The organism is Paenibacillus sp. J31R122, from assembly GCF_056269185.1.
Genome location: NZ_JBWDNM010000010.1, coordinates 46,561 through 72,032, shown reverse-complemented (window position 1 = coordinate 72,032; position 25,472 = coordinate 46,561). Strand labels below are relative to the sequence as shown.

Here is a 25,472-nt window from a genome sequence, read left to right as displayed (position 1 = left end):
ATCGGCGTGGCATTAAAGCAACCGAACATCATCATCATTATGACCGATCAACAGCGATGGGATACTATGGGCAGCTATGGGAATGAAATAATTGAAACGGTGAACTTGGATGCGCTGGCAGCCGAAGGAACTGTATTCGAGCACGCATATACGCCGTCGCCGTCATGTGTTCCCGCCAGGGCAAGCCTGCTGACGGGCATGGATCCATGGCATACTGGCATATTGGGGATGGGTGCCGGTCAAGGTCCGATGGAAACAGGCTTCGCCCACACGCTTCCTGGCGTTTTGGCTGATGTAGGCTATCATACCCAGGGCATCGGCAAAATGCATTTTTATCCCCAACGGTCGTTGAACGGCTTTCACCATACTTTGCTGGATGAATCTGGACGAGTGGAAGACCGCCAGTTCGTCTCCGATTATCGAGAATGGTTTGATAGCAACAAGACGGGGCCGTACGATTTCGTCGATCATGGCATCCATTGGAACTCATGGATGGCAAGGCCTTATCACGCGCCTGAATATTTGCATCCAACAAACTGGACGGTAAATGAATCCATTTCGTTCATCAAACGAAGAGATCCGCGCAAACCATTCTTTCTGAAAACATCCTTTGCTAGGCCGCATTCTCCATACGATGCGCCTCCGGTGTACTTTGATATATACGATAGAAAGCAGATTCCTGATCCGTTTGTTGGCGATTGGGCACATATTCATGACAAACCAGAGGAAGCGGCAAGTCCTGTCGCTTGGCGAGGCGTACGTAAGCCAGAGGAAGTCCGAAGAGCACGTGCGGGTTACTACGGACTTATCCATCATATTGATCATCAAGTGGGGCGGTTGATCCAATGTCTGCAGCGGGAAGGGTTATACGAGAACACGATGATTGTATTTTTATCCGATCACGGAGATATGATGGGGGATCACAACCTATGGCGTAAAACCTATGCCTATGAAGGATCTGCGCATATTCCAATGATCGTAAAGCTGCCGTGCTCTCACGGTAGAACAAAAGCAAGAGTAGCAGAGCCCGTAACCATTCAGGATATTATGCCAACGATCTTGGACATCGCAGGCTTGGATGTTCCAAATTCAGTGGATGGAAAAAGCATGATCGGGCTGATGCAGGGGACCGATGCAGGAGACTGGCGAGAATATGTACATGGCGAGCATTGTGCCTGTTATTCGGATGAGCAGGAGATGCACTACTTAACGGATGGCAGAATCAAGTATATCTGGTTTCCGCGCTTAAATAGCGAGCAGCTATTTGATCTGGACACAGATCCAGGAGAATGCCGAGATTTAGCAAGCGAGCAGAGTCAGAAGCAGCGATTGCTGAAGTGGAGAGGGCGGCTGGTTCACATTCTCGCTCAGCGGAATGCTGGTCTTACAGACGGTGCTGATCTGGTTAATCAAGCTGGCAAGCCGCCTATCGAATCGCCATATTATAAAGCTAGAGTAGAGGCAAGTAGATGACTTATTACTAGAGCTCACATAGAGGCTGTCGGGATAATTCCGACAGCCTTTTTATATATGCCCGTGAACAGAAGTCATATTTTACAATAGATTTACTCAGCTATAATATTGCGATGATGTTGGTGCCTAATAATGGGATAAGTATCAAAATCATGTTTATATAAGACAGGGGAGATTTTTTTGAAGAAGAAAGTTATGAAATCCATGCTGGCTGGCTGCCTCACATTATCTGTTTTATCCACGAGTGCGGTATTTGCTGCTGACACGACTGACACGACTAGTGAAGCAACAGCTCCTTCTGAAAATCTGATTGTATTGATTGGTGATGGTATGGGGCCTGCACAAGTAAGCGCGGCACGCAACTATCTGATGTACAACAAAGGTGTTGATCATTTGACACTCGACAGCATTTATGTCGGCCAAGCAACAACCTATGCAGATCGCGGCGAGGATGGCGGTACAGTAGTTTCAGGTGTGGTTACGGACTCCGCATCAGCAGGAACAGCATTTGCAACAGGACATAAAACTTACAACGCGGGTATTAGCGTTTCTAATGAAGACATATCGAAGCCTTACGCATCGGTTATTGAAGCGGCGGAAGTTGCTGGCAAAGCAACTGGCCTCGTAACGACTGCTCGTATTACTCATGCAACGCCTGCTGTGTACGCTTCGCATGTACGCAGTCGTGACAATGAGAATGCCATTGCATCCCAATACTTAGAAAGTGATGTTGATGTTTTGTTCGGAGGGGGCAGCTCTTTTTTCCTAAGCAAGGATGATAAAGGCAAGCGCACAGATAAAAGCATCATTTCAGATTTCGAGGCAAAAGGCTACAAATACGTTGATGACAGCAAAGCGTTAGATGCTCTGTCTGCTGATAGCGGTAAAGCGCTTGGTTTGTTCGGCGGCTCGCATGTTGCCTATGTGCCTGATCGTACGAATGAAACGCCATCACTTGCACAAATGACGAAGAAGGCTCTCGATATTTTGGATAAGGATGAAAAAGGCTTTGCGATCATGATTGAAGGCGGTCGTATTGACCACGCCTCTCATGCCAATGATTTTCCTACCGCTGTCCAGGAAGTACTAGACTTTGATGCTGCTGTGAAGGTGGCTCTTGATTTCGCTAAGAAGGATGGAAACACATCGATCGTTATTACTGCTGACCATGAGACAGGCGGCTTGTCGCTGTCCCGTGACAACATCTATGAGCTGAATCTTGATCTATGGGATAAGCAAAACAATTCATCCGAAGCGATTTCCGGAAAACTAAAAGCCGCGACAACGATTGCAGAAGTGAAAGAAATTGTTGCAGCTAACACATGGATTACCGATCTATCTGACGAGGAAGCGAAGCAAATTCTTGCTGGCGATGGCTCTTCCTATGCTCAAGAAGGCGCTTATAATGCAGTTGTTAGCAAAAGATTGCTTGTAGGCTGGAGCGGTCACGGTCACTCTGCAGTTGATGTCGGCGTATGGGCTTACGGTCCGATTGCTGATAAAGTTAAAGGCCAAATCGATAACACGCAAGTGGCTACAGCTTCTGCTGAAGTAATTGGTGTCGATCTTGCTGCCGCGACTGCGGAGCTTCAAGCTAAGCATTTATACCCTAAATTTAAAGTGACGCGCACTAATGAAGTGTTATACCCTGCCAAAGCTCTTTCTGAAGCGCTGGGTGCAATGGTTGATTGGAATAGCGGTACCCGTACAGTTACGATAACAAGCGGCAGCTCGGTTATAACGGTTCAATTGGACAATCTGAATGTAATGTTGAATGGCAAGGATTCAGGTCTGAAAGGCAATGTGGACAATGGCAAGTTGTACTTGCCGCTTGAAGCATTTAATAAGCTGACAGGCAAAAGCATGACATGGGATGCGTTGTCTGAAAGAATCGTTAAGTAACATAGATGTGTGAAAAGCTATCTAAAAGACAGGAGAGCATGGCTCTCCTGTTTATTTTTTCTAATAAGGAGCTGCATGAGGTGACTGACATGATTCGTATACAGCAGTTGGAGAAGTCGTTCAAGTTGCAGCAGCAGTCGGTTCCGATTATTCGAATAACAGATTGGTCGGTGGCGCAAGGTGAACGAATGGCATTGCTCGGCCCAAGCGGGAGCGGGAAGAGTACGCTGCTGCATCTGGTTGGCGGAGTTCTTCCTAGTGATCAAGGGCAATTGGAAGTAGCGGGCCAAGTCGTTAGCGCTATGAGCGAGTCTGAACGCGACCGATTCCGTGCTGAGACGATCGGGTATGTTTTTCAGGACTTCCATTTGATCTCATCATTGACAGCGATTCAAAATGTTGAGCTTGTATGCTCAAAAAGTATGGCAAAAACCGACAGAAAGCAGCTACTCTCCAAATGGTTCGAGCGAGTTGGGCTCGCTGATCGGATGCACCAGCTGCCTTCCCAGCTGTCTCGTGGACAGCAGCAAAGAGTGGCTATAATCCGCGCGCTTATTAATAGACCGAGGCTAATTCTGGCCGATGAACCGACGGGCAGTTTGGATTGGGAATCAGCCGCTTCAGTTATGCAGCTGCTGCTGGACATGTGTGCCGAGAATGGCTCTACTTTGTTGACTGTCACACATGATTTGCATTTGGCGAAGCTTTATCCGGTGAGCGTTCAAATGGAAAGCATCAATGAAATACTGCAAAGACCGCGAGCTGTAGTAAGCGATGCAATTGGAGCAGGAGGGACAGCATCGTGAGCGGATGGTTATATATATGGAGAAATATGCGGCATCGTTCTTTTTTATCAGCGTTAACTGTTTTTGCGGTAATGATTACCGTGGCATTATTCACATTGCTCCTTATGAGTAAGGACGGTGTTGAGCAAGGCGCACAAAAAGGGTACGGTCCCTTCGAGCTTGTCATAGGCGCTGACGGGAGCGAATCGCAGCTTGTTCTTAACACTTTTTATCGTGTGGGTGCACCGACAGGCAATATTCCGCTTCAGGTACTAGATACCATCAAACAAAATAAGCATGCAGAGTCTGTATTCGGTATGACAACGGGAGATAGTCACAATGGCTATCCCATTGTAGGGATTGACCCTGCTTATTTTCAAATCCGTTATGAGGATCGTAGTTTGGCGGAAGGTAAACTATATTCTGAGCTTGGCGGAGTGACGTTAGGGTATACGGCTGCCCGCGCACTTGGTTTGCATATCGGTGATCAATTCAGCGGAGCTCACGGCTTAGTGGAGCATCACGACCTTGCTGATCTGGACGAAGATCACGAGGAAGAAGTCCATGAGGAGGATGAGCACGCGAGCTTTAAATATACGGTAGTTGGGATTTTGCCAAAGCTGAATACCGCCGATGACCGCACGATTTTCACAACGATGGATTATGCTTGGGCGGTGCATGGGAACGAGCAGGTTCATCAGGAGATTACCGCAATTATCGTAAAACCAAGTTCATTACTCGGCGTTCAAACCTTGAAGCTGGACTATGACGCAATTGACAACGTGCAGGCCGTCTATTCAAGCAAAGCGGTCGCAGATGTACTAAATATGGTTGACACCGGCTCACAGCTGCTCATGATTGTCATGTTCATTTGCGTACTGCTTGCAGCCGTTTCTCTTCTGCTTGCGTTAACGGCATCGATTCAAGAGCGGAAGCGAGATGTTGGACTACTGCGTCTAATCGGAAAGTCTAAAGCGTATATTTTGTGCAGCCTAGTCGGTGAAGGTCTCGCTCTTACCTGCATTGGGCTCGTCCTTGGGCTCGCATTGGGGCATATCGTTGGCGCTATTATAAGTGACTTACTGTTTGAACAAACAGGTATTTCGCTGCAAGCGCTGAGATTGGCGTCGAACGAAGGGCTGCTCATCATAGGCACTCTCGTTATTGGGATTTGCGCATCACTCGGACCCGCTATGAAGGTGTATCGAACGAACGCGCTATCCTTATTCAGAAACTAAGGGGTGGGAACTCATATGACATCTAACAAGATAAGAATACTGATGTGGGCTTGGCTTGTAACTGTATTGCTTGTAATAAGCGGGTGTGGAACCCCAAAGACCAGCGTCGATGTTGGTTCATTTAGCGATGCGGCGAATGTAAAGCAACCAGTGACTGAGTCTGAACCTGACAAAGATAAGCTTGATAATGGTGAAAATACAGCTTCTGAACCTCCAACAACTGCTGGAGTTTCTAGCAGTGAAGAAAAGACAATTCCGGTTAATAGTGACGAAGTCACGATAACGGATAAGCCTTCTGGTGCTAGTGATAAAGAGGCTGTGATTACGGATAAGCCTGCTGATGTGAGTGGCAAAGAAGGTGGCAAAGCGGAAACGCCCGCTAAGACGGAGAGTACTCCTGTAGTTAACAAACCAGATAAAAAGCCTATTAGTGATCCAGAACGTGTGAAGGAAGCGGAGCAGCCTAAGAAGACTCCGGCTCCAACTCCAACCGCGAAAGCCTCAAATAAAGCGCCATCAATCTCTTGGTCGAAGTTTTTTGATAATGAAGAACAAACAACGCCATCCGAGAAATTTTGGGATTTATCCGAGGCTAAGTCGACTGTGCAAATAAAGGGCTTTATGGGCGAGGTGCTGTCTCTGGACAAAAACTGGTTTCTACTTATCCCTGAGCCGGGCGCGGAATGCCCCTTTGACAATGGAGACGAAACCTACTGGAACAAAATTATGATCGTATTTGTCAAGGATGGCTCTAAGCTCCGATATACCTCGAAGCCGCTTAATATAACAGGGCGGTTAGATGTAGGCATCAAAGTAGACGAATCCGGCTACAAAACGATGTTCCGGCTTTATGATGCTAAGATCGAGGAAATAAAGGAGTGACGTCGACCATTGAGAATAGTAAAATGGCTTTCGATGTGCCCATAATATTAGCAAAGCATTGATGTTGTCATAGAAAATATATTACAATAATAATAATTCATTGATATTGGGGGCCGCCAAATGGACTCCAATATTTTTTTCGAATAATAAGGGATACGTTAGGAATCGATGACATATGACAATCGGTTTTTTTGATTCGGGGCTTGGGGGCCTGTCAGTTCTGGAAGAATCACTTCGGCGTCTGCCAACGAAGGATTATGTCTACATGGCCGACACGCTGCATGTTCCCTACGGGACTAAAACGAAGGAAGAAGTTCGAGCTTATATCCTTCAGTCAGTGGCTATGATGGTTGAAGAGGATATCGATGCGCTAGTTGTGGCCTGCAATACAGCAACAAGCATTGCTATTGCGGAGCTTAGAGAGATGTATTCTTTTCCTATTATAGGTATGGAGCCTGCGGTTAAGCCAGCTGTAGAAATGAATCAAGCGACTGGAAAAAGAGTATTGGTATTCGCCACGCCGCTGACACTTCAGCAGCCGAAATATTACGCGCTTGTTTCTCGTGTTGATGAGGATGGGATTGTCGACTCGCTGCCTTTGCCGGAGCTTGTTCATTATTGTGAAAATTTACAGTTCGACATCCGCTTGATGACTGATTACTTTTATTCTAAGCTTGCAAATTATAATTTAAACAACTACGGCATTATCGTATTAGGTTGTACGCACTTTCCATTCTACAGAAATATTCTTCGCGAAATTTTGCCATCTCATATTGAGATCGTTGATGGAAACGTCGGCACTATTAAGCGTCTATCCGCGATGCTGAATCGATACGGAATCGCTGATGGAAGCGGCAGCGGCAGCGGCAAAGTGAAATTTATGTGTTCTGACAATGATCCTGGTTATATAGAGAAAATGCGTACTGCGCTTGCCTTTGTTCAGAATATGAATAAGGTTAATTATTAGCGAGATTGTCGAAAATACAATGTGGCATGCAGAGATACGGAGTACAGAAAAACGGGACCTTACTGAGGTCCCGTTTTTCATTGCAAGACGCCTATTTATGCTCGCATCTGATCCATATTATCCGCAATATCAAGTATAACAGGGCAATGATCACTGCCCATAATTTCACAATCAATTTGTGCGTCTATTAAGGCTGCTGCTAGTCTCGAAGAGGTTAGGAAATAATCAATTCTCCAGCCGACATTCCGCTCTCTCACTTTAGACATGTAGGACCACCAAGAATAAACTTCTGTTCGATCAGGATAAAAATGTCTGAATGTATCTACAAAACCGGAGGCTAACAACTCCGTCATCTTGCCGCGTTCTTCTAATGTAAATCCAGAGTTTCCGAGATTCGGCTTAGGATGCTTAAGATCAATCTCTTGATGAGCAACGTTCAAATCCCCGCAAATGATGACGGGCTTACTGCTGTCCAATTGCAGCAGATAGGCTCGAAACCGATCCTCCCATTCCATTCTGTAATCCAATCTAGTTAGGTCGCGCTTAGCATTCGGCGTATAAACATTAACGAGATAAAATGAATCAAATTCAAGCGTGATGACTCTTCCCTCGGGCTCGTTGTCTTCCTCCAAACCATAGCGCACTGAAAGAGGTTTAATTCTTGTAAAAATAGCTGTACCGGAATATCCCTTCTTGATCGCGTAATTCCAATACTGATAATACTCATCGCCTATTTCCAAGCTGATTTGGCCTTCTTGGAGCTTAGACTCTTGAATGCAAAATATATCCGCGTCGATTTTGTTGAAATAATCAATAAATCCTTTAGTTACACAGGCTCGCAGCCCGTTAACATTCCAAGAAACTAGCTTCATTAGCAGCAATCTCCTTACCGTACACCTATTATTTATTTTCCTAGTGTATCATAAATTGATTTTATGATCGGCAACACTTTATAAATAATATGTTAATATAAACGGCAGGCTGGTTTAATTTAGCAGGTCGATTTCTACGGAACGGTTGAAGCAACCGAATATTATAGATTTGAAACAGATATTTGCGAATTGTTTACATTTCCCTATTTATTAATGATGCTAAATGCGTTACTATTAACTTAACATTCACGATTACATTAGCCGTCTATTTATGACGGCTATTTTCTTTTTTTTGATCGTATTAAGAGGAGTGAAACAGCTTGGAACTAAAAATGAACGAATTTCGAAGGTCGCCTTTTATACTCACATTTATTTTAGTTATGTTGAAAATGATCCTTTTTCGTCAATTTATTTTTCAAGGTATTCAGATCGATAGATTGCTGACGGATGCTGCGGCTGTATTGACTTTGCTGTGTGTGGCAGATTTATTAACTACGGCGAGATGGAAGGGCCTTGTTTTTGGATCGTTAAATGCGGTATTGTCTTTACTGCTCTTCGCTTCAACCTTATATTTCAGCTATTATGGAACCGTCCCTACTTATACAGCATTGCATGGTCTTGATCAGGTGCTGCAAATTAAGGACAGCGTCGGTGCAACGTTACAGCCTAGAAATTATTTGTTCTTTCTGGATATCGTTATAATTGCTATTCTTTATTTCGTTAATCTTAAAAGAGGCGTAAGAGCTACAAAGCGCAAGCGAGTAGCAAAACCGCTTTACGTAATTATTGCTACCTTAGTATGTGTAGTTATATCTGGTGCATACATTCGAAGCGGAAGCACAATTCCTAATGAACTTGTTCAAGCGGAAAGCCTTGGCTTTCTGGATTATCAAGTAGCGGCAGCGATAAAGGTAAGCAAAGAAGAGAACGCGGCGCAGAACGGAAGTGTTGAAGAAACGGCCGCTGCAGCAGCAGATTTAATGGACTCTTATAACTATCAAGATAAGGGTGCGGAAGTTGCAGGAACGCCTAATTACTTTGGAGCAGCTAAGGGCAAAAACGTCATAGTTATCCAAATGGAGGCATTTCAAAATTTCCCGATCAACTTATCAGTCGGAGGACAAGAAGTAACTCCAGTGCTCAATCAGCTTGCCAAAGAGAGCTTCTACTTCCCGCATTTTTATCAACAAATCGGTCAAGGCAACACGTCTGATGCTGAATTCATGTCTAATACATCCATCTATCCGACAGGTTCTATTGCTATGTCTACCGGATTCGGAGACAGAGTCCTGCCTAGCTTGTCGAGGGTGCTTGAGAAACACAGCTACGTGTCTAACACGTTTCATGTTAATGATGTAACTTTCTGGGATCGGAATCAGATGTATCCTGCGCTAGGCTTTACGAAATATTATGACAAGCCTGCTTTCGAAAATGACAATTTTAACGGCTTCGGCGCTTCAGATATGGAGATGTACCGTGTTGGACTTGAAAAGCTGACGGAGCTCCATGAGCAGGACAAGCCGTTTTATGCGCAGTTCGTCACTACTTCTAGTCATCATCCTTTTAATGTGCCTGCAGAGCTTCAGAGAATTAAAGTACCTGAATCCTTGCAAGGAAAACAGCTAGGCAATTATATTCAAGCTGTTAATTATACTGATTATGCAATTGGAGAATTAATTAAGGGCCTTAAAGCAAATGGCATGTGGGAAGATACTGTGCTTGTACTGTACGGTGACCACTTCGGGCTTCAAACGAAAGACAATGACGCTTCATGGGTAAGTTCGGAGCTTGGCATTAAATATGATGAACGAATTAGTCGTTTTAATATTCCATTTTTCGTGCATGTGCCTGGAACAGAAGGTAAAGTAATGGATCAGGTAGGCGGGCAGGTCGATATTATGCCAACGATCTCCAACTTGCTTGGTGTCTCACTAGAAGAAGAGGGCTTCACCGCATTTGGTCATGATTTGCTCAACATTGATCATAATGTGCTAGGAATGAGATATTATTTGCCAACAGGCTCATTTTTCAATAACGACATATTGTTCGTGCCTGGTAAAGGCTTTGAGGATGGAACTGCCGTTGATCTCCGAACACTAGAGCCGGTAACCGACTTTAGCATGTACCGCAAGGATTACGATTACATTATGGATCTGATGAAGGTCTCCGATGAATATGTGAAGCAGCTTCCCAAAAGATAGACCTATAAGTGAATAAGATCGAGCGCTTCTTGTCCAATTGGGATAGGGGCGCTCTTTTTTGTACATACTTTTTCAAAAATAGTAACAAAATGGATTTATGTTCGTCTATATCATTATGAAAATGAATATGGAGGAAGAACGACATGTCGAGTGAGAAGAGAAGCCTTGTCATTATTTCTTTGGTAGTTATTGTGATCCTCGTGCTGCTAATAAATCCATCTCCCGATGCATTAAAACAAGGTGTGCAAAACACAACGAAGCCCATACAAAATGCAGCCGCCTCAACACCGACTTCTGTAAATATAGACCCGCCTGAAGCAGAAGAAAAGAAGCATTTTCCGTCATTAATAGTGAGTACCGTCGATGCGGAACGCGGGTTTCAGTTAACCTTTGACGAACAGCAGCATCCCGATTTTTATGCGACAGTAAGCTCGCCATCTCTCATTGTTCATGCCGTTTCTCGGTATGATTATGACGAGTCAGCTAGCCGTGATAGTGTAACGATGGGGTATGACGCAGTCGTTGTTAATCCGAAAACGCGTGAGATTAAAGTATATCCGATGTATGAAGCAAGCTCAGATAGCTATTTGAATTACCCGGGCATTTTTACTTTACTAGATGATCAGCATGTCATGTTCGTTATGCCAGCTACGAAAGGTGATCAGCTTACCTATCATTTAGTGCGATTAAATATCGAGAATGGCGAGATTTCGACGATAGCAGAGCGTTTTTGGGAAGTTGATAAAAATGACGAGCAAGCAGTAAACGATTATATACTTAGCACTCACTACACAGAGCAGGCGAATGGTACGTATGGCAAGCTTATGATAACGAGCTATAAAGGGCGAATGTGGGTTATTGATTTAGCCACACAAAAAGTGGGATCCAGCGGGAAAAATTTGTACCCGGCATATGGTGAGTTGGGCAGTACACCGCCGCGAGAGCTGGTGTTTCCTTCTCCGAATTTAAAAAGGTTCGTTTATCAAGAAAAGAATGGGCGCAGCTTTAAGGTTATAGATACCGATTCATGGGAGGCAGTTGGTGAATTCAGCTTTGATGACCATACATCGTTAATGGAGCCGGGAATCAAATGGAGTCCAGATAGCAGTTCTTTTTTTATCGAGTATGGTTCATCGGATAAGGCCGTTGGCATTCAAGGGGACAATGGTATGTTTCTATTTGCGGAAGGTGTACGATTTTATGATCGTAACGGTACACTGCTTCAAACGGATGAATTGGCTCAAGACTCGGATGGAAGAATGAACGTGTATGGCTGGAAAGATGCTAGTAAGATTTGGATCGAGTATTTTCAGCCAGTCTTGCAAGAACGTGGAGATCCGCTAAAGAAGAACAGCAGTTACAAGCTGTACGACTTAGCGACGGGCAAACAAACAGCTTACAAGACAACGGATGATCTCAGTAAAATGAAGGATATAACTGTAAGTAGAAGTCATGCGGGGTATCATTTTCATTCACCTCCCTATCTGTTCGTTGATCGGAACAAGCATCTGATATGGCAGTCACCGGTTGAAGAGGAGAGCTTAGTCACAGGTAGCGCATATGGTACGGATGATAGGGATCATCAACTCTACACACAAACCGTCACGGATGGACATAGTTATATTCGTCGATGGAACGGGGAGCAGCACAAATTCAAACGGATTATGACAGATGAGGGTGAAGTATTCAATAATGAGATGTTATACGACTTGCCGACCATTCATCATGATGAATGGCTGCTCTATGAGCGACGTTCACAGAGGCGCATAGATTACGTAAGGTTTGTTAATAAAGTGGAGAGGGATTCCGAAGGGCTTCCAATCATACCGGTTGATTTTCAAGAACAGAGGGATATTGACTCAAAATGGTGGGAGACAGCTAATGATAGCTATATCCAGAAAAACGATTCTACCGATCTCAGAGCAAGAGGTAACTCTCGATTTGGAAAGCTTGAGTTATTTTCTGAGCCAGGAGAGCTGTCTATGCTGCCAGGAAGCGGTCTCAACTACTACGGATCTTATCATGTAACGTTCACTGATCAAAATGGCAGTCAAAAAGAACTGCCTAGCCTATCGGATTTGGCTCTACATCAGCAAAAAACGATAGCGGAAATGAGCAAATATGAATTTGATGATTTCGATCTGTTATTATTTCAGCCTCGCGGCTATCCATTTAGTAAAGGGTTTGATGGTGGGATAAGGTCAGTGATGGCTTACGCTGTATCAAAGGCTGGGGATACCTTCCCGCTTACTTTTGAATATAACCAATATGGAGAAGGGAAGCAAAGTGCGCTAACCTTACCGTTGGACGATAATGTTTCTATTAAACGGAAGGGCGATCAGCTTATCGCTGGCGCTTGGATAGGCGGCAGAATGGAGCTTGCATTAACGCCGAATTTGGAGGAAAGAACGTTAACGATCACTGATCTCGTTGACCGAACAGAGGAATATGACGAACTGATGGATATCGTAAATTGTTACTCGAAACGGCTGGAGCAAGCGTTAGGCATCGAAGAAACGGACTATCCTGAAGGGAAGCTGGATGAGAAGAAGCTGCGGGGACTATTTTCCAATAAGGCTTGGCGCAATCCGGGCTTTCAACATTTGTATCAGCAGTTTGCAAGCGATGCGAAAAAAGGTAGTGCCACAAGGGCTTTCGCATGGCAGCCGATTGATGCAAGGTTCCTGTCGGAGGATACGATCCGCTTTACGTTTACGCTTAATTTGTGGTATGCGATTGGTCTTGCCGCTCATTTGGAGGTCGGACTTAAGCAGGTTGACGGGGAATGGACATTCCATGATCTCGGTACTCTGGAAACGGAGAAGATAGGTTTACAACCTAATGAAGGAATGCTTGCTTATGAGGGGTTACTTATCAAAGATAAGCTTGAGTTAGATTAAATGGGCCAGAGGTTAGTCATGCTGGGAGTCTCCCTCATGGAAGGCTCCTTCTGTACGAGCATGTCTTTTTGAAATGAGATCGTTTATTATTGATGTTGAGAAAACAATTTCGAGGTGGAAAATTATATCTTACAAAAAAGGTAACGGAGCGAAGGCCAAGGAGCTAGTTGCGATCAGGAAGCAATATGAAAAGCTTGGCGTGGATGACTATTACTTATTGCATGGAAGTCAATACAGGAATCCACATGAGAAGGTAATACATCGATTAATGAATATGGCGTTGGACAAAGGCTTCGTCGGAGCCAAAGTGTTGGATTTATGCTGTGGATCCGGCGAGGTAACGCTGGCGCTCGGTGACCGTGATGTTACGGGAATTGATCCCTACACAGAGGGAGCTTACTTTGAACGAACAGGCAAGCCGCTCATGCAGCTTACTTTTAACGATATAATTAATGGTGAATTGGAAGGGCAATACGATACGATTATTTGCAGCTTTGCGCTCCATCTTTGTCCAAAATCATTGCTCCCATCGCTTTTATGGCAGCTTGGTCAAACGGCTAGTACTTTGATTGTTATTACACCTAATAAAAAACCGGATTGCGATCAAGTGTCGAATTGGTTTTTGGTTGAGGAAATACTTGAAAATCGCGTGAGGATGAGAATATATTTGAGGTAAGCAGCAGCGTTAAGGAGGAACGGACAGTGGATGCGGACAAGAAGGAAATTTGGAAGTTGTACCTCGCAAGTTTGCAAATAAATGTGTTCGTGGCTGATTATACGAAGGTGTCCAGTACGTGGGTTGATAACGATTATACAACGGATTATAACAAGATTTATTATATAGTAGAAGGTGAAGGCTACATCAAGGTTGGCAACCGTACCTATTACCCAAAGCCTGGTGACCTTTGTCTGCTGCCTGCCGGCACTGTTCAATCTTACGGGACGATTAGCGCTGATACTTTTGGAAAATATTGGTGTCACTTCGCGGTGAAGCTAAGCAACGTTCACCTATTTGATATGCTAGAAACACCCATCGTTGTTTCGTTATCTGACCATTCGGTGCTAAAGGAGAAATTCGAACGTCTAGTAGCTTCGTACCAAAGCGAGGAATGGACTTCAGGTATGCATATGCAAGCGGCATTACTCGAGATTATTGCGATTTATATTGAACAATCTGATCCGGTAACAATCAGCGCGGCGGCGTCGGGGTCTTTTGAGAAATTGAATGTTGTACTTACTTATATCGACGAGCATCTATCGGAGAATCTAACAGTCGACAAGCTAGCGCAAATGGTCCACTTTCATCCTAATTATTTCATTCGTATGTTTAAAAATACGACGGGTCTTTCTCCTATTCAATATGTAAATCGGAAGCGTGTGGATAAAGCTAGAGAGCTTCTAGCTTTTAGTTCTAAAAGTATGTCTGCTATAGCGGAAATGCTTGGCATGGACGCTACCTACTTTTCACGGTTGTTTAAGGACTATACAGGTATATCACCGACTGAATATCGAGAATTTTCTCTAAAATAAAGATGATTCTACATAATCATGCCTAATCGTTAAAGAGCACTCCTTAAGCAGCAATTGCTGCTTAAGGAGTGCTCTTTTGTGTTAGTTAGAAAAATGAAGTGCTTAAGGATAGAAGGAATTGCTTGGTGTTGTCGTTGCACACCATCTGGAGTTGAATAGCTGTTTGATGAGAATTTCATTCGCTTCAGGAGTACCGATATATCTTAGTGCTTCGAGTGCATGTGCGTGAACATAACGATTCTCATCGTTCAAGGCAAGCTCCAAAGCAGGGACGGCCGCTGCAGCAGCAGCTCCAAGTCTTGAGAGGGAAAGTCCTGCTGTAAAGCGAACCTGGACATCCTCATCTTTCAAGCATAATAGTAGTCCCTCAACAGCATCTTTGGCGTGAGCCCCGATCATTCCGAGCGCTTCTGTAACTGCTACTCGAATGCTAACGGAAGAATGAGAGAGCAGTCCGATAAGCTCAGGAGTTGTTCCTTGAGCCAAGTGACGCAGCTCGCCTAAGGCGAATATAGCACGCTGAACGGTCTCTTCACGAGAGTCTTTCAGTGCCGCACTTAGACCAGCAACTGCATCTGCCCCAACTGCGGAGAGTCCGTATGCAGAGACTCGAGATACATCTGTTCTTTCGTGATGAAGCCCTTTCAGAAGTGCATTTACTCCCTGCTTGCCGTAACGGGCAAGATCATAAGCGGCATTTAATTGAGTAGGCTCGAAACTGTCCTCTAATTGGGCGGTGAGCTCACTAATTTTTTGAGCATCCTCTGGTAATGAATTAGCGATGCTGCCAATACTTCCTGATAGCCAATTCCAAGTATCCTCCCAAAGTGAGTCATGACGAAGTACTGTGCTATTGTGTGGTGCAATCCAATTAGGTTCTTGGTTATCCCATGAAGGCTTAGTTGGAGCAGCAGTTCTCATAAACTCGAATTTCAACATGTATCGAGCGGTGCCAAGCACATTTGGTGTAGAGCGATGCCAGATATCATAGTGGATGAGTGCAAAGGTCCCAGCTTGACCGCTTGCGCATGCTTCCCCTGGTGTCTCATCTGAAACGAAGGTTCTTGTAGCATAATTTTGCGTGCCGGGCATAACTGAAGTTGGGCCAAGCTCAATAGGTGTGTCCTGCGGGAAATACATAATCATTGCCCACCAAGGGTGATGATTTCTCATTTTCGAATAGCCCCAGTAGCTATCCTTGTGCCAACCGCCAGCCTCAGGTGAAGCATTGTAATGGCCATGTCTGTGCGCATGGAGCATGTAGTCTGGACCGAGAACACTAGTCAAGCCCCCAGTAATAATTGGGTGATCAAATACTTGTTGAATCTCCTTAATACGTGGAAGCAGATTGTTACCAGGGTTTCCTTCTTCTGCATATACCTGGTCTAATTGAGCGGTTAATGTCTGGTGGAACGATGCAGGGAAGTCAGTCTTCAAAATAAGGTACCCGTCTGTAATAAATGATCTCATCTGTTCATCAGAAAGTAAAATAGGCGAGTTGCTCATGAATGTTACCTCCAGTTTGGTGTTTGAATTTGGGATTTAATGAATATACCGATTATATGAGAAGATTAGTAATTGCTACATACACGGAACTAACCGATGCTTGCATAAAACTAACTCTATATCAGATAAATGGAATTCAAAAATTTAATGGATTTCAGTAAATGTACTACATTTTACATTTCAGAATTACGATAATATATCAGGTGCAAAGTAGTTTATACTGAAGGTTCCTTGCTGGCTGAAATGAGTTCAAATTAGAAAGGATGTTGTCGTTAATGAGTAAAAGGCCGTCTAATAATGAATACAATGCTTACTATGAACAGTATGTTCGGTTAGTTCCTGAAGGACAAATTAGTGATATTTTAGCGGAGTCGCTCAAAAGAACAACGGAGCTTCTGTCCGACATTCCGCAGGATAAATGGAATAGTCGATATGCGGAAGGAAAATGGAGCTTAAAACAGGTACTCGGACATGTCAATGATGGCGAGCGTATAATGAGCTATCGGCTGCTGCGAATTGCGAGAGGGGACAAGACGCCTCTTACCGGTTTTGATCAGAATGAGCTGATGAAGGGTATTTCTTTTGATGATTATGCTCTATCTGAATTAATTGAAGATTATATGCACATAAGACGATCGACTTTAAGCTTGATTCGTGGACTGAATGAGGAAGCGTGGGAGAGAATCGGCCTTGTAAGTGAGAATGAGATGTCTGTAAGAGCGTTGGCTTATATTATTGCAGGCCATGAAATTCATCATATTAATATCATTAAGGAAAGATACTTAGCTTAGCGAAAAAGCTGTAAGCATCGTTTTATATGCTTACAGCTCTTTTTTTGGCTGGTTTGTAGCTTGTAAGCTCGATTTTCGGGCTTACAGGCTAAGAAACGCGAGATAATTCATGGAAATGGAGGCTGTAAGCATCGTTTGTATGCTTACAGCTTATTTTTTTGGCTAGTTTGTAGTTTGTAAGCTCGATTTTCGAGTTTACAGGTCGATAGACGCGAGGCAATTTGTTGCCGCGGTAGCGGCGGAAGCCAACATTAAGTTGAAGCAGACAGCAGCTCCATAAAGCGGCTCGCAATAAGGGACAACGACGCATTGCGCCTAGTGGCAACTCCGATGCTACGCTCTGGAATAGGCTCGACCGTTCGCAATTCAAATAGCTTTCCCGATTGCAGCTCCTGCTGAACGAACGAGCGTGTCACGAAGGCTGCGCCGTAGCCGCGTTGAGCCAGCTCGATTAACATTTCGGAGCTTCCGAGTTCAACATCGGCCTCCATCGTAAAGCCTTGGGCAGTAAACCAATGCTCAATGAATTGCCCCGTACTGCTTCCTTGTGAGAGAAGCAACAATGGTATTTTTACAAGATCCGCGGTGGAAATAGGCTGCTCGGCAAGCTTTCTGTATGCAGGACCTACTACAAAACAATCCTGCAGCGCAGTTAGCTGCTGTACTTGAAGCTCAGCATCTACCAGCGGCAGATGGACAAAACCTAAATCAATTTGACCGTCTGTTAACTTAGTTTTAATATCTGATGTTTTGCCTTGGGATAGGCGAATTCTAATATCCGGGTACTGCGAGCGAAGCTTGTCTAACGGAGCAAGCAGCAGATGCTTGATGATCGGCCCGCTTGCGCCAATTCGCAGTTCCCCTGCGACCAAGTGTTTGAGTGATTCTATTTTTCTTTCACCTGATTCGAGTAAAGAAAATGATTGTTCCACATACTCCAATAAGGCTGATCCTTCTGGAGTTAATGCAACCCCTTTGGACAATCGGTCGAAAAGCTTAATTCCAAGCCCTTCTTCCAGCTGCTTAATTGCATAGCTGACAGAAGGCTGGGTAATATGGAGTTGTTGCGCGGCTTTGGTCAGATTGCCCTCCTTAGCAGTATGAAGGAAAATACGATACCATTCCAAATGCAGTATGCCTTTGATATAGAACACCTCTATGTCACGGGATGGAAATGATGATTTCATTTATCTCAATGATGACATTATAATCAAGATAATAATAGGCGTCAAAGAAAACGACAGTGGAGGTTTTAAGCTATGGCTGGTAACACATATGGTGATCTATTCAAAATAACTACTTTTGGAGAATCTCATGGGGAAGCGGTGGGCGTAATCGTCGACGGCGTTACTCCAGGAGTGGAAATAGATGAGCGATACATTCAAGTTCAGATGGATCGCAGGCGGCCTGGGCAGTCCTCAGTAACGACACCGAGGAAAGAATATGATATCGTTCATATTTTATCCGGCGTATATGAAGGCAAAACAACCGGAACTCCTTTATTTATCATCTTGTATAACAACGACATGCAGCCTTCTGCATACGATGATATTGCAAAATCTTTTAGGCCCGGACATGCGGATTACACGTACTTGCAAAAATACGGCATCCGCGATCATCGGGGCAGCGGCAGAGCATCGGGAAGAGAAACGGCTGGCCGGGTAGCGGCTGGGGCTGTCGCTCGCAAGCTGCTTGAGAACAGAGGGGTAAGTATAGTTGCTTACTCCAAGGAAATTGGCGGAATTAAGTGCGAGACCTATAATGAGGATGAAATTGAGAAAAATAGCGTGCGAGCATGCGATCCTATAGCGGCCGCTAAAATGATTAAGAAGATCGAAGAGTTGGCAGCCGCAGGCGATAGCTGCGGCGGCATAGTTGAATGCCGAATTAAAGGGGTACGTCCGGGTCTCGGTGAGCCGGTATTCGATAAGTTGGATGCTGAGCTGGCAAAAGCGATGTTATCCATCGGCGCAATTAAAGGTATTGAATTTGGTGCCGGATTTGCAGCTGCCGATATGCTTGGCAGCGAGCATAATGATCAAATGAGCACGGATGGATTTCTGAGCAATAATGCTGGCGGCATTGTAGGCGGGATAAGCAATGGTGAGGATATTGTTTTTAGAGTGGTCGTTAAACCAACTTCATCTATTTCTAAACCTCAACAGACGATTAATACAGCAGGCGAGAATCAAACAATTGTCACCGAGGGGCGGCATGATCCATCTATCTGTCCGCGAGTCGTACCGGTTATTGAAGCGATGGCGTCCGTTGTATTAGAAGATCATTATAAGCGCCAGGCCGCTATGCACGACAAATAATAGGGAGTAGGCGATTGGATGATTACTCATTTTGCAGAGCTGCAGTTAAATACGTTGTCAATTACAAGCGTTAGGCAGTTTTACTATGAACAATTACAATTTCCAATTGCTTATGAGTCAGAACAACAAATTAGTTTCCAAGTGACGGAGCATGCAGTATTGTCTTTTGTGGAAGTTTATGAGGCAATCGCACCAGCACACATCGCTTTTGAAGTGCCGTACTCGAAGTTCGATCAAGCGGTATCTACTATGAAGGCCAACCATATAACAATTCAGAAATGGAGCGATGGCAGAGAGATTGATCATTTCGGAACGGGTAAAAATGTCTACTTTCGAGATGGTGACGGCAACTTGCTGGAGTTCATCACACATGATTATATTGATGAAAGTGTGCTAGCATCTTGCGGACCTTATCATGTGATGTATCTTCGCGAAGTAGGCTTCCCGGTCGAAAGTGTTATTCTTTTCCGAGAATGGCTGCAGCAAGTATTAGGGATGAAGCTGGACAAGGTGTATGATAACTTCACGTTTTCTATTGGTGGAACTGCACATGCAGTCATTAGCTCAAAGAGCAGGAAGTGGATCCCGATTTCCATGTACGCTTTGCCAGCTAAGATGGTTGTTACCTTTGGCGTATCATCATCTAGTTTTATTGAACAAGTCAGCGCTATGATACCGGAACAGAATGGCTATTGGGATGATAACAACCATTTTTGTGTAGAACGGGATGGCTATAAGTTGCGGCTGCGTCTAACAACGTTTAATGAGGAGTGGCCTTCGTTATTGAATTTGCCATTGTCCAGGGACGTATAAAGAGGCTGAAAACGTATCTATTCTTTGTACTAAGGAAAGGTATTGGAACGACTTCCGGAGAATATATTAATCGATTGGACAGGCAAGTACTCAAATCGAGGAGGTAATGTTCTGGAGAGCATAAAAGCAGATCTAACAATGCCGCGAAGTCAACCGGAGGAGCAAGGTATAGCAACCTCAGCTATAACAGCATTTCTTGATGATATACAAACGAAGGGCTTGGAGCTGCATAGTTTAATGCTTGTTAGGCACGGACATGTGGTGGCTGAAGGCTGGTGGGCTCCTTTTGAAGCTTCTCTCCCGCATATGATGTTCTCACTAAGCAAGAGCTTCACTTCAACGGCAATAGGTATGGCGATTTCAGAAGGTCTTATGACATTGGATGATACGGTCATATCTTATTTCCCTGATGAGTCGCCTGAAGAGGTCGTGCCAAATTTGGCTGCGATGCGAATTCGACATTTGTTAATGATGGGAACTGGGCATGCTGAGGATACGATGAATGTGATTGGCAAAAGGGTAGACGGTGATTGGGTTAGCGCATTCCTTAGCTGCCCGGTTGAGCATGAGCCAGGTACACATTTCGTATACAATTCTGGAGCTACATACATGCTGTCAGCGATACTTCAAAAGGTTGCAGGACAAACATTGCTTGCTTATTTGGAGCCTCGTCTATTTGTACCGCTCGGTATTGCGGGAGCAAGGTGGGAATCTTGTCCACGAGGCATTAATACGGGCGGCTGGGGTTTAAGTATTAAGACGGAAGATATCGCGAGATTCGGACAGCTCTACCTGCAAAAAGGAGTCTGGAACAATCAGCGCATTCTATCGGAAGAGTGGATTAATGAAGCAACCTCCATACAAATTTCGAATGGAGATGGCGGCGAGAGCGATTGGACGCAGGGATATGGCTACCAATTTTGGATATGCCGGCATGGCGTATACCGTGGTGATGGTGCTTTTGGACAATATTGTATCGTAATGCCGGAGCAAGATGCAGTATTGGCGATCACAAGCGGAGTCAAGGATATGCAGGCCGTTCTGAACGTTGTTTGGGATCATCTGTTGCCCGCAATGAAACCAGAACAGCTAGCACCAGCAGATGACTTGGCAGAAAATCTTGTCGTTCGCTTAAGTGAGTTATCCATTGACGAGCCGCTATTACCGACTCATTCTTTATTAGAAGATAGCATTACCGCTAAATCCTATCATATGGATGAAAATGAACAGGCTGTAGATACGTTCTCCGTACAGTTTAATCATCATGATGCCTTTTTAACGTATAACAGCAAATTTGGTGAACAATACATTAGAATGGGCAGGGGAACATGGCATGAAGGCACTGTTCGAATGTCGCCTGAACAGGAAGCAAAGGCCTTATCCCACTTCACTTGGGTCAATGAGCATACACTCGAACTGACTGTTCGTTTAATAGATACACCTTTTGGCATAAAATTTGAGTGTATATTTATGGATGATGAAAAGATTTCATTGAAGCAAACAACGAACGTTTCTTTCGGCCCTGTAGAATTGCTGGAGCTAAGAGGGAGTGCGGTTCAGTAAGTCACTATTATTTTAAAAGGAAGGGCTGTCATCATGGTGACAGTCCTTTTTTTCGAAAATATAGAAAAGTACAAGTTTCCACCTAATACTCTGCCAATATTTTCACCGCGAAACGAGCTGACGCCGCCAAGGGACGGTGTCAGCCGTTTAACGCTTGTTTGGATTCATTATTTGACGCGATTTAAACGAATGAGAAATGAAATATAGGTCATCAGAATCGGTCCACTTACAATAAGGCTGAGTGCCCCGGCTGCCATGAATACATTTTTTAGAACGGTGATATCGTCTAGGTATTGTGAAAGCAGCAGTAGGATGAACATGACTGCTGTAAAGATGGGGATAACTAATAGCGGCTTTATCATCTGAATGGATTTTTTGTGTTTTACTAGCTTCGACTCGGTATCCGTATATATGGGCATAGTTCCTTTTGCAGCTGAGAAAATATAAATGTTGTTATTAGAGCATACCTTCGTCCAGCCGCTCGCTTCAAATAATTCTAGATAGCTGGATAGCTCATTCGGCTTCACATCGTTATAATCGACGCAGTAGGTTAATTGCTGAGGCTCGCCTTTGCGCAAATGAAACCCAAAAAAAGCGAATGAATCGAGCAGCCAGCCTTTTGCAGCCAAACGGCTTAGTTTGTTCATATCCATTTGCTCTGTGAATGCAAGGCCTCCGGACATGATATAACGTCTCTTTTTAGTCATTGTTTAGTTCCTCCTCTGTGTATTTTAATGCTTGTTTTCCATGCTCGGCCATTCTCGTTCTCCGCGCTATTTCACTAGTTACCAGATTCTTGCCTTTCTCTGTAATGAGGTAAGTTTTCCACCGATCATTGTCTTCTTCATCTGATAAAACGAATTTGAACACAATAGGATATGTGATTTGAAAGTGAACAATGAGCTATAATGGGGATAAATGGATTAAATGAGGAGGACATAGTTATGGATTGGAACTATTATAATACGTTTATTACGATTTCACCGGACTGTCCTGTGGAGTCTGGAACCGTACCACCTGACAAGAAGGACGGCAGAACGAAGCCGAGCTTAGAATATGAACTGATTGCTAATCATCCCTACGGTTACACACAAGAAGAGCTGTTGTTCGAAGTATATGTTAAGCATAAGAGAATTCGGGCAGAGGAATTGGCTGAACGGGGAGCAGAAATGAAAGATGAGTTTTTTGGAAAGTCACAAGCATGCCTGCGGGCATCTATGCTGCCCAAGAAATATGGCTGGGGTATTCATTTTAATGAGCAGGGCAAAATGGCGCTCGTCCCCATGGAGTCGGAGGATTACCTCCGATTTGTAGAGGGGGATAACGGCAGCCTGAAGGTGTTGGCGGGAATGCGTAATAGCAAGAAAAAGTAGAAATGAGGTGGATTTATAGCTGAATAACCGCAGTATTATTCCTAGTAGTACGGTAGAGAGCATCCAGCTCGCATTAGACATAGACATAGACATAGACATAGACATAGACATAGACATAGACATCTAGATTGTTAAACCAATGCGTGCCGTCTGTAAAAGTAAATATAGTGCACTGCTCTGACTTTGTGCGTACCATGTGAGGTAGATGGATGTGATTTGATTGCATATCATCCAATCAAATCGAGTTCTAGAGTAGTAATTATGCTTTGGATGGATTTTGTACAGTCAAAAGGACCAAAATTGAAGCAAAGTGACGATTATAGCTCATTTGGCTGTATGATTTCCAATCAAATGGCGTTTGATTGGTTATTTTGTGTATTTGATTGTATGAAATCCAACCTGAGGTTGAAAGGTAGATATTTACCTGGCTATATCCGACTATATCCGACTATATCCGTAATCGTCATGTCTACAATGACTGATCGACTGATCTAGCGCCATACTCAGATAGATGTATTTTGAGAATAATGATGTAGATAGCCATGTTAAATTACTGCTATAATCAACATAGACGAAGAACGTCCTTGTGCCATCCGGCAATAGGGGCGTTCTTTTTTTATATTTCAATAAGAAAAGAGGTTAGTAAATGATTTTTGAACAGGCACATTGTAGGTGGTCAAGGGAGTAAGGGATAGTAGGAAGAAGTAGTTGTAAGGTCGTAATGGGAATGAGGAATAGTAAGAAAAGTAGTAGTTGTAAGGTGGTAGTGGGAATAAGGAATAGTAAGAAAAGTAGTAGTTGAGGTGGTAGTGGGAATGAGGAATAGTAAGAACAGTAGTTGTAGGCGGGTAAATGTGATTAGAATGGAAATTGTACAATCAAATCGAGTTCCTGAGTAGGATTTATGCTTTGGATGGATTTTGTACAGGCAAAAGGACCAAAATTGAAGCAAAGTGACGATTATAGCTCATTTGGCTGTATGATTTCCAGACAAATGGCGTTTGATTGGTTATTTTGTATATTTGATTGTATGAAATCCACCCTGTAGTCTGAAAATGTAGATATTTACCTGGCTATATCCGACTATATCCGTATTCGTCATGTCTGCATTGACTGATCTAGTGCCTTACTATTTTAGATGAATTCTGAGAATAATGATGTAGATAGCCATGTTAAATTACTGTTATAATCAACAAAGACGAAGAACGTCCTTGTGCCATCTGGCAATAGGGGCGTTCTTTTTTTATATTTCAATAAGAAAAGAGGTTAGTAAATGAATTTTGAACAGGCACATGATGCTTTTATTGCACGGCACTTGGAAGGTAGAAGCGGTGAACGAAAAGGAAGACTGCTAAGAGGCCACAACTATGGGGAGAAACTGTTATTGGAAAACGTATGGTGGCCGTTGGTTGGCAGCTTTGACGATTTGCATCCGGAATATGAGGTTTACGATTGGAATCGAAAGTCACAGTTTTTGGATTTTTCTTTTTTGCCGCCCTATGGAAAGTTTGGTTTGGAATGCGATGGATTTCAAAAGCATGTGAAGGATATGGACCGCGAAAAATTCAGTTACTCCTTAAATCGTGATACATTTTTAACGGGAATGGGTTGGAAGATGATTCATTTCTCCTTCGACGATGTGCAGAATCGGCCAGAAGTTTGTCGTATGTTGTTGCAGTTGGTAATTGGACCCTATTTAATTCGAAAAGATTTAGTTAGACCAGCTGTAATGGCGGAGAAGGAGGTTTTGCGATTAGCCTGGCATTTAGGACGACCTATTCGACCGATTGATGTTACTCAGCAGTTAAATGTGGATTTTAGAACCGCTCGCAAGTGGTTGCATGCCTTGGTAGATAAAAACTGGATACAGCCTATTAACAGTAGACGAGGCATCCTTTATTACGAGCTCAAGGAGAGTGCGATCAAGCAGCTGCTATAGGAGAAGATGTGATGTGGGTTGTTGATAAATGTTGAATGTTACTTTAATGTTCGAGCAGATGTGATAAGCATGGTGTTCATTGTGGAAATGTTACTTTGATGTTCGAGCAGATGTGATAAGGGTGATGTATATTGCGGAAATGTTACTGTGATGATCGAGAAGGTGTGATTAGGGTTGTTGATAAAAGTGGAATGTTACTTTAATGTTCGAGCAGATGTGATAAGGGTGGTGTCTATTGTGGAAATGTTACTGTGATGATTGAGAGGGTGTGATAAGGGTGATGTTTATTGTGGAAATGTTACTGTGATGATCGAGAAGGTGTGATAAGGGTGGTGTCTATTGTGGAAATGTTACTGTGATGATTGAGAAGGTGTGATAAGGGTGATGTTTATTGTGGAAATGTTACTGTGATGATCGAG

At 43.8% G+C, this 25,472-nt stretch carries 20 protein-coding genes; 16 read left to right on the top strand and 4 right to left on the bottom strand.

The genetic code is table 11. From position 1 onward, the window contains the following. Nucleotides 1-6 precede the first annotated feature (6 nt). From AC0YN7_RS17360 to murI, 6 genes are all read left to right on the top strand, one after another. Nucleotides 7-1,473 (top strand): arylsulfatase, encoded by a 1,467-nt coding sequence (locus tag AC0YN7_RS17360; protein ID WP_475811270.1) that lies wholly within the window; start codon nt 7-9, stop codon nt 1,471-1,473. Between the two features lie 195 nt (nt 1,474-1,668). After that, on the top strand, nt 1,669-3,375 hold the full coding sequence (locus AC0YN7_RS17355) for an alkaline phosphatase (protein WP_475811434.1): 1,707 nt from the start codon (nt 1,669-1,671) through the stop codon (nt 3,373-3,375). Nucleotides 3,376-3,464: 89 nt separating this feature from the next. Then, the gene (locus tag AC0YN7_RS17350; RefSeq protein ID WP_475811433.1) at nt 3,465-4,181 is read left to right on the top strand and encodes an ABC transporter ATP-binding protein; all 717 of its coding nucleotides are present in this window, start codon (nt 3,465-3,467) and stop codon (nt 4,179-4,181) included. Beyond that, on the top strand, nt 4,178-5,398 hold the full coding sequence (locus AC0YN7_RS17345) for an ABC transporter permease (RefSeq protein ID WP_475811269.1): 1,221 nt from the start codon (nt 4,178-4,180) through the stop codon (nt 5,396-5,398). Before AC0YN7_RS17350 ends, AC0YN7_RS17345 begins: the two co-directional genes overlap by 4 nt. Nucleotides 5,399-5,413: 15 nt before the next feature. After that, nucleotides 5,414-6,280 carry a hypothetical protein gene (locus tag AC0YN7_RS17340; protein ID WP_475811268.1) on the top strand — a complete coding sequence of 289 codons (867 nt, stop codon included), beginning with the start codon at nt 5,414-5,416 and terminating at the stop codon, nt 6,278-6,280. A 175-nt stretch (nt 6,281-6,455) separates the two neighbouring features. Beyond that, on the top strand, nt 6,456-7,247 hold the full coding sequence (gene murI, locus AC0YN7_RS17335) for a glutamate racemase (protein WP_475811267.1): 792 nt from the start codon (nt 6,456-6,458) through the stop codon (nt 7,245-7,247). Between the two features lie 95 nt (nt 7,248-7,342). Here the strand turns inward: murI and AC0YN7_RS17330 are convergent, their stop codons facing one another. Continuing rightward, nucleotides 7,343-8,119, bottom strand: a complete 777-nt coding sequence (locus AC0YN7_RS17330) for an exodeoxyribonuclease III (protein WP_475811266.1) — start codon at nt 8,117-8,119, stop codon at nt 7,343-7,345. A gap of 320 nt (nt 8,120-8,439) precedes the next feature. Here AC0YN7_RS17330 and AC0YN7_RS17325 point away from each other — a divergent pair, with 320 nt between their 5' ends. The 4 genes from AC0YN7_RS17325 (at nt 8,440) to AC0YN7_RS17310 (ending at nt 14,750) form a co-directional block, all read left to right on the top strand. Beyond that, nucleotides 8,440-10,320, top strand: a complete 1,881-nt coding sequence (locus AC0YN7_RS17325; RefSeq protein WP_475811265.1) for an LTA synthase family protein — start codon at nt 8,440-8,442, stop codon at nt 10,318-10,320. Nucleotides 10,321-10,463: 143 nt separating this feature from the next. After that, entirely contained in the window at nt 10,464-13,220 is a 2,757-nt protein-coding gene (locus tag AC0YN7_RS17320; RefSeq protein WP_475811264.1) for a hypothetical protein, read from the top strand. A 73-nt stretch (nt 13,221-13,293) separates the two neighbouring features. Continuing rightward, the gene (locus AC0YN7_RS17315; RefSeq protein WP_475811263.1) at nt 13,294-13,896 is read left to right on the top strand and encodes a class I SAM-dependent methyltransferase; all 603 of its coding nucleotides are present in this window, start codon (nt 13,294-13,296) and stop codon (nt 13,894-13,896) included. Nucleotides 13,897-13,922: 26 nt separating this feature from the next. Beyond that, nucleotides 13,923-14,750, top strand: a complete 828-nt coding sequence (locus AC0YN7_RS17310; protein WP_475811262.1) for an AraC family transcriptional regulator — start codon at nt 13,923-13,925, stop codon at nt 14,748-14,750. Between the two features lie 102 nt (nt 14,751-14,852). Here the strand turns inward: AC0YN7_RS17310 and AC0YN7_RS17305 are convergent, their stop codons facing one another. Next, nucleotides 14,853-16,256 (bottom strand): HEAT repeat domain-containing protein, encoded by a 1,404-nt coding sequence (locus tag AC0YN7_RS17305; RefSeq protein ID WP_475811261.1) that lies wholly within the window; start codon nt 16,254-16,256, stop codon nt 14,853-14,855. Nucleotides 16,257-16,531: 275 nt separating this feature from the next. Between AC0YN7_RS17305 and AC0YN7_RS17300 the strand changes: the two genes are divergently transcribed. After that, nucleotides 16,532-17,047 (top strand): DinB family protein, encoded by a 516-nt coding sequence (locus tag AC0YN7_RS17300; RefSeq protein ID WP_475811260.1) that lies wholly within the window; start codon nt 16,532-16,534, stop codon nt 17,045-17,047. Between the two features lie 251 nt (nt 17,048-17,298). Here the strand turns inward: AC0YN7_RS17300 and AC0YN7_RS17295 are convergent, their stop codons facing one another. Then, entirely contained in the window at nt 17,299-18,234 is a 936-nt protein-coding gene (locus AC0YN7_RS17295) for a LysR family transcriptional regulator (RefSeq protein ID WP_475811259.1), read from the bottom strand. A gap of 72 nt (nt 18,235-18,306) precedes the next feature. On the opposite strand from AC0YN7_RS17295, the gene aroC reads away from it, so the two are divergent. The 3 genes from aroC to AC0YN7_RS17280 all read left to right on the top strand — a co-directional run bounded on the left by aroC (nt 18,307) and on the right by AC0YN7_RS17280 (nt 21,741). Next, nucleotides 18,307-19,365, top strand: a complete 1,059-nt coding sequence (gene aroC, locus AC0YN7_RS17290; protein WP_475811258.1) for a chorismate synthase — start codon at nt 18,307-18,309, stop codon at nt 19,363-19,365. Between the two features lie 18 nt (nt 19,366-19,383). Continuing rightward, nucleotides 19,384-20,178 carry a VOC family protein gene (locus AC0YN7_RS17285; RefSeq protein WP_475811257.1) on the top strand — a complete coding sequence of 265 codons (795 nt, stop codon included), beginning with the start codon at nt 19,384-19,386 and terminating at the stop codon, nt 20,176-20,178. Nucleotides 20,179-20,316: 138 nt separating this feature from the next. Then, the gene (locus tag AC0YN7_RS17280) at nt 20,317-21,741 is read left to right on the top strand and encodes a serine hydrolase domain-containing protein (RefSeq protein ID WP_475811256.1); all 1,425 of its coding nucleotides are present in this window, start codon (nt 20,317-20,319) and stop codon (nt 21,739-21,741) included. 167 nt (nt 21,742-21,908) lie between these two features. Here AC0YN7_RS17280 and AC0YN7_RS17275 read toward each other — a convergent pair whose 3' ends face one another. Beyond that, nucleotides 21,909-22,448 (bottom strand): DUF2812 domain-containing protein, encoded by a 540-nt coding sequence (locus AC0YN7_RS17275; protein ID WP_475811255.1) that lies wholly within the window; start codon nt 22,446-22,448, stop codon nt 21,909-21,911. Nucleotides 22,449-22,685: 237 nt separating this feature from the next. On the opposite strand from AC0YN7_RS17275, the gene AC0YN7_RS17270 reads away from it, so the two are divergent. Beyond that, nucleotides 22,686-23,114 (top strand): DUF6157 family protein, encoded by a 429-nt coding sequence (locus AC0YN7_RS17270; protein ID WP_475811254.1) that lies wholly within the window; start codon nt 22,686-22,688, stop codon nt 23,112-23,114. A 1,273-nt stretch (nt 23,115-24,387) separates the two neighbouring features. Then, nucleotides 24,388-25,053 (top strand): PDDEXK family nuclease, encoded by a 666-nt coding sequence (locus AC0YN7_RS17265; protein ID WP_475811253.1) that lies wholly within the window; start codon nt 24,388-24,390, stop codon nt 25,051-25,053. The last annotated feature ends 419 nt before the right edge of the window (nt 25,054-25,472 follow it).

Coding starts and splice junctions, on each gene's coding strand:
- AC0YN7_RS17330 (WP_475811266.1), bottom strand. CDS start 8,119: ATGAAGCTAGTTTCTTGGAATGTTAACGGGCTGCGAGCCTGTGTAACT.
- AC0YN7_RS17265 (WP_475811253.1), top strand. CDS start 24,388: ATGAATTTTGAACAGGCACATGATGCTTTTATTGCACGGCACTTGGAA.
- AC0YN7_RS17285 (WP_475811257.1), top strand. CDS start 19,384: ATGATTACTCATTTTGCAGAGCTGCAGTTAAATACGTTGTCAATTACA.
- AC0YN7_RS17270 (WP_475811254.1), top strand. CDS start 22,686: ATGGATTGGAACTATTATAATACGTTTATTACGATTTCACCGGACTGT.
- murI (WP_475811267.1), top strand. CDS start 6,456: ATGACAATCGGTTTTTTTGATTCGGGGCTTGGGGGCCTGTCAGTTCTG.
- AC0YN7_RS17295 (WP_475811259.1), bottom strand. CDS start 18,234: ATGAAATCATCATTTCCATCCCGTGACATAGAGGTGTTCTATATCAAA.
- aroC (WP_475811258.1), top strand. CDS start 18,307: ATGGCTGGTAACACATATGGTGATCTATTCAAAATAACTACTTTTGGA.
- AC0YN7_RS17320 (WP_475811264.1), top strand. CDS start 10,464: ATGTCGAGTGAGAAGAGAAGCCTTGTCATTATTTCTTTGGTAGTTATT.
- AC0YN7_RS17350 (WP_475811433.1), top strand. CDS start 3,465: ATGATTCGTATACAGCAGTTGGAGAAGTCGTTCAAGTTGCAGCAGCAG.
- AC0YN7_RS17275 (WP_475811255.1), bottom strand. CDS start 22,448: ATGACTAAAAAGAGACGTTATATCATGTCCGGAGGCCTTGCATTCACA.
- AC0YN7_RS17305 (WP_475811261.1), bottom strand. CDS start 16,256: ATGAGCAACTCGCCTATTTTACTTTCTGATGAACAGATGAGATCATTT.
- AC0YN7_RS17355 (WP_475811434.1), top strand. CDS start 1,669: ATGAAATCCATGCTGGCTGGCTGCCTCACATTATCTGTTTTATCCACG.
- AC0YN7_RS17340 (WP_475811268.1), top strand. CDS start 5,414: ATGACATCTAACAAGATAAGAATACTGATGTGGGCTTGGCTTGTAACT.
- AC0YN7_RS17315 (WP_475811263.1), top strand. CDS start 13,294: ATGAGATCGTTTATTATTGATGTTGAGAAAACAATTTCGAGGTGGAAA.
- AC0YN7_RS17300 (WP_475811260.1), top strand. CDS start 16,532: ATGAGTAAAAGGCCGTCTAATAATGAATACAATGCTTACTATGAACAG.
- AC0YN7_RS17280 (WP_475811256.1), top strand. CDS start 20,317: ATGCCGCGAAGTCAACCGGAGGAGCAAGGTATAGCAACCTCAGCTATA.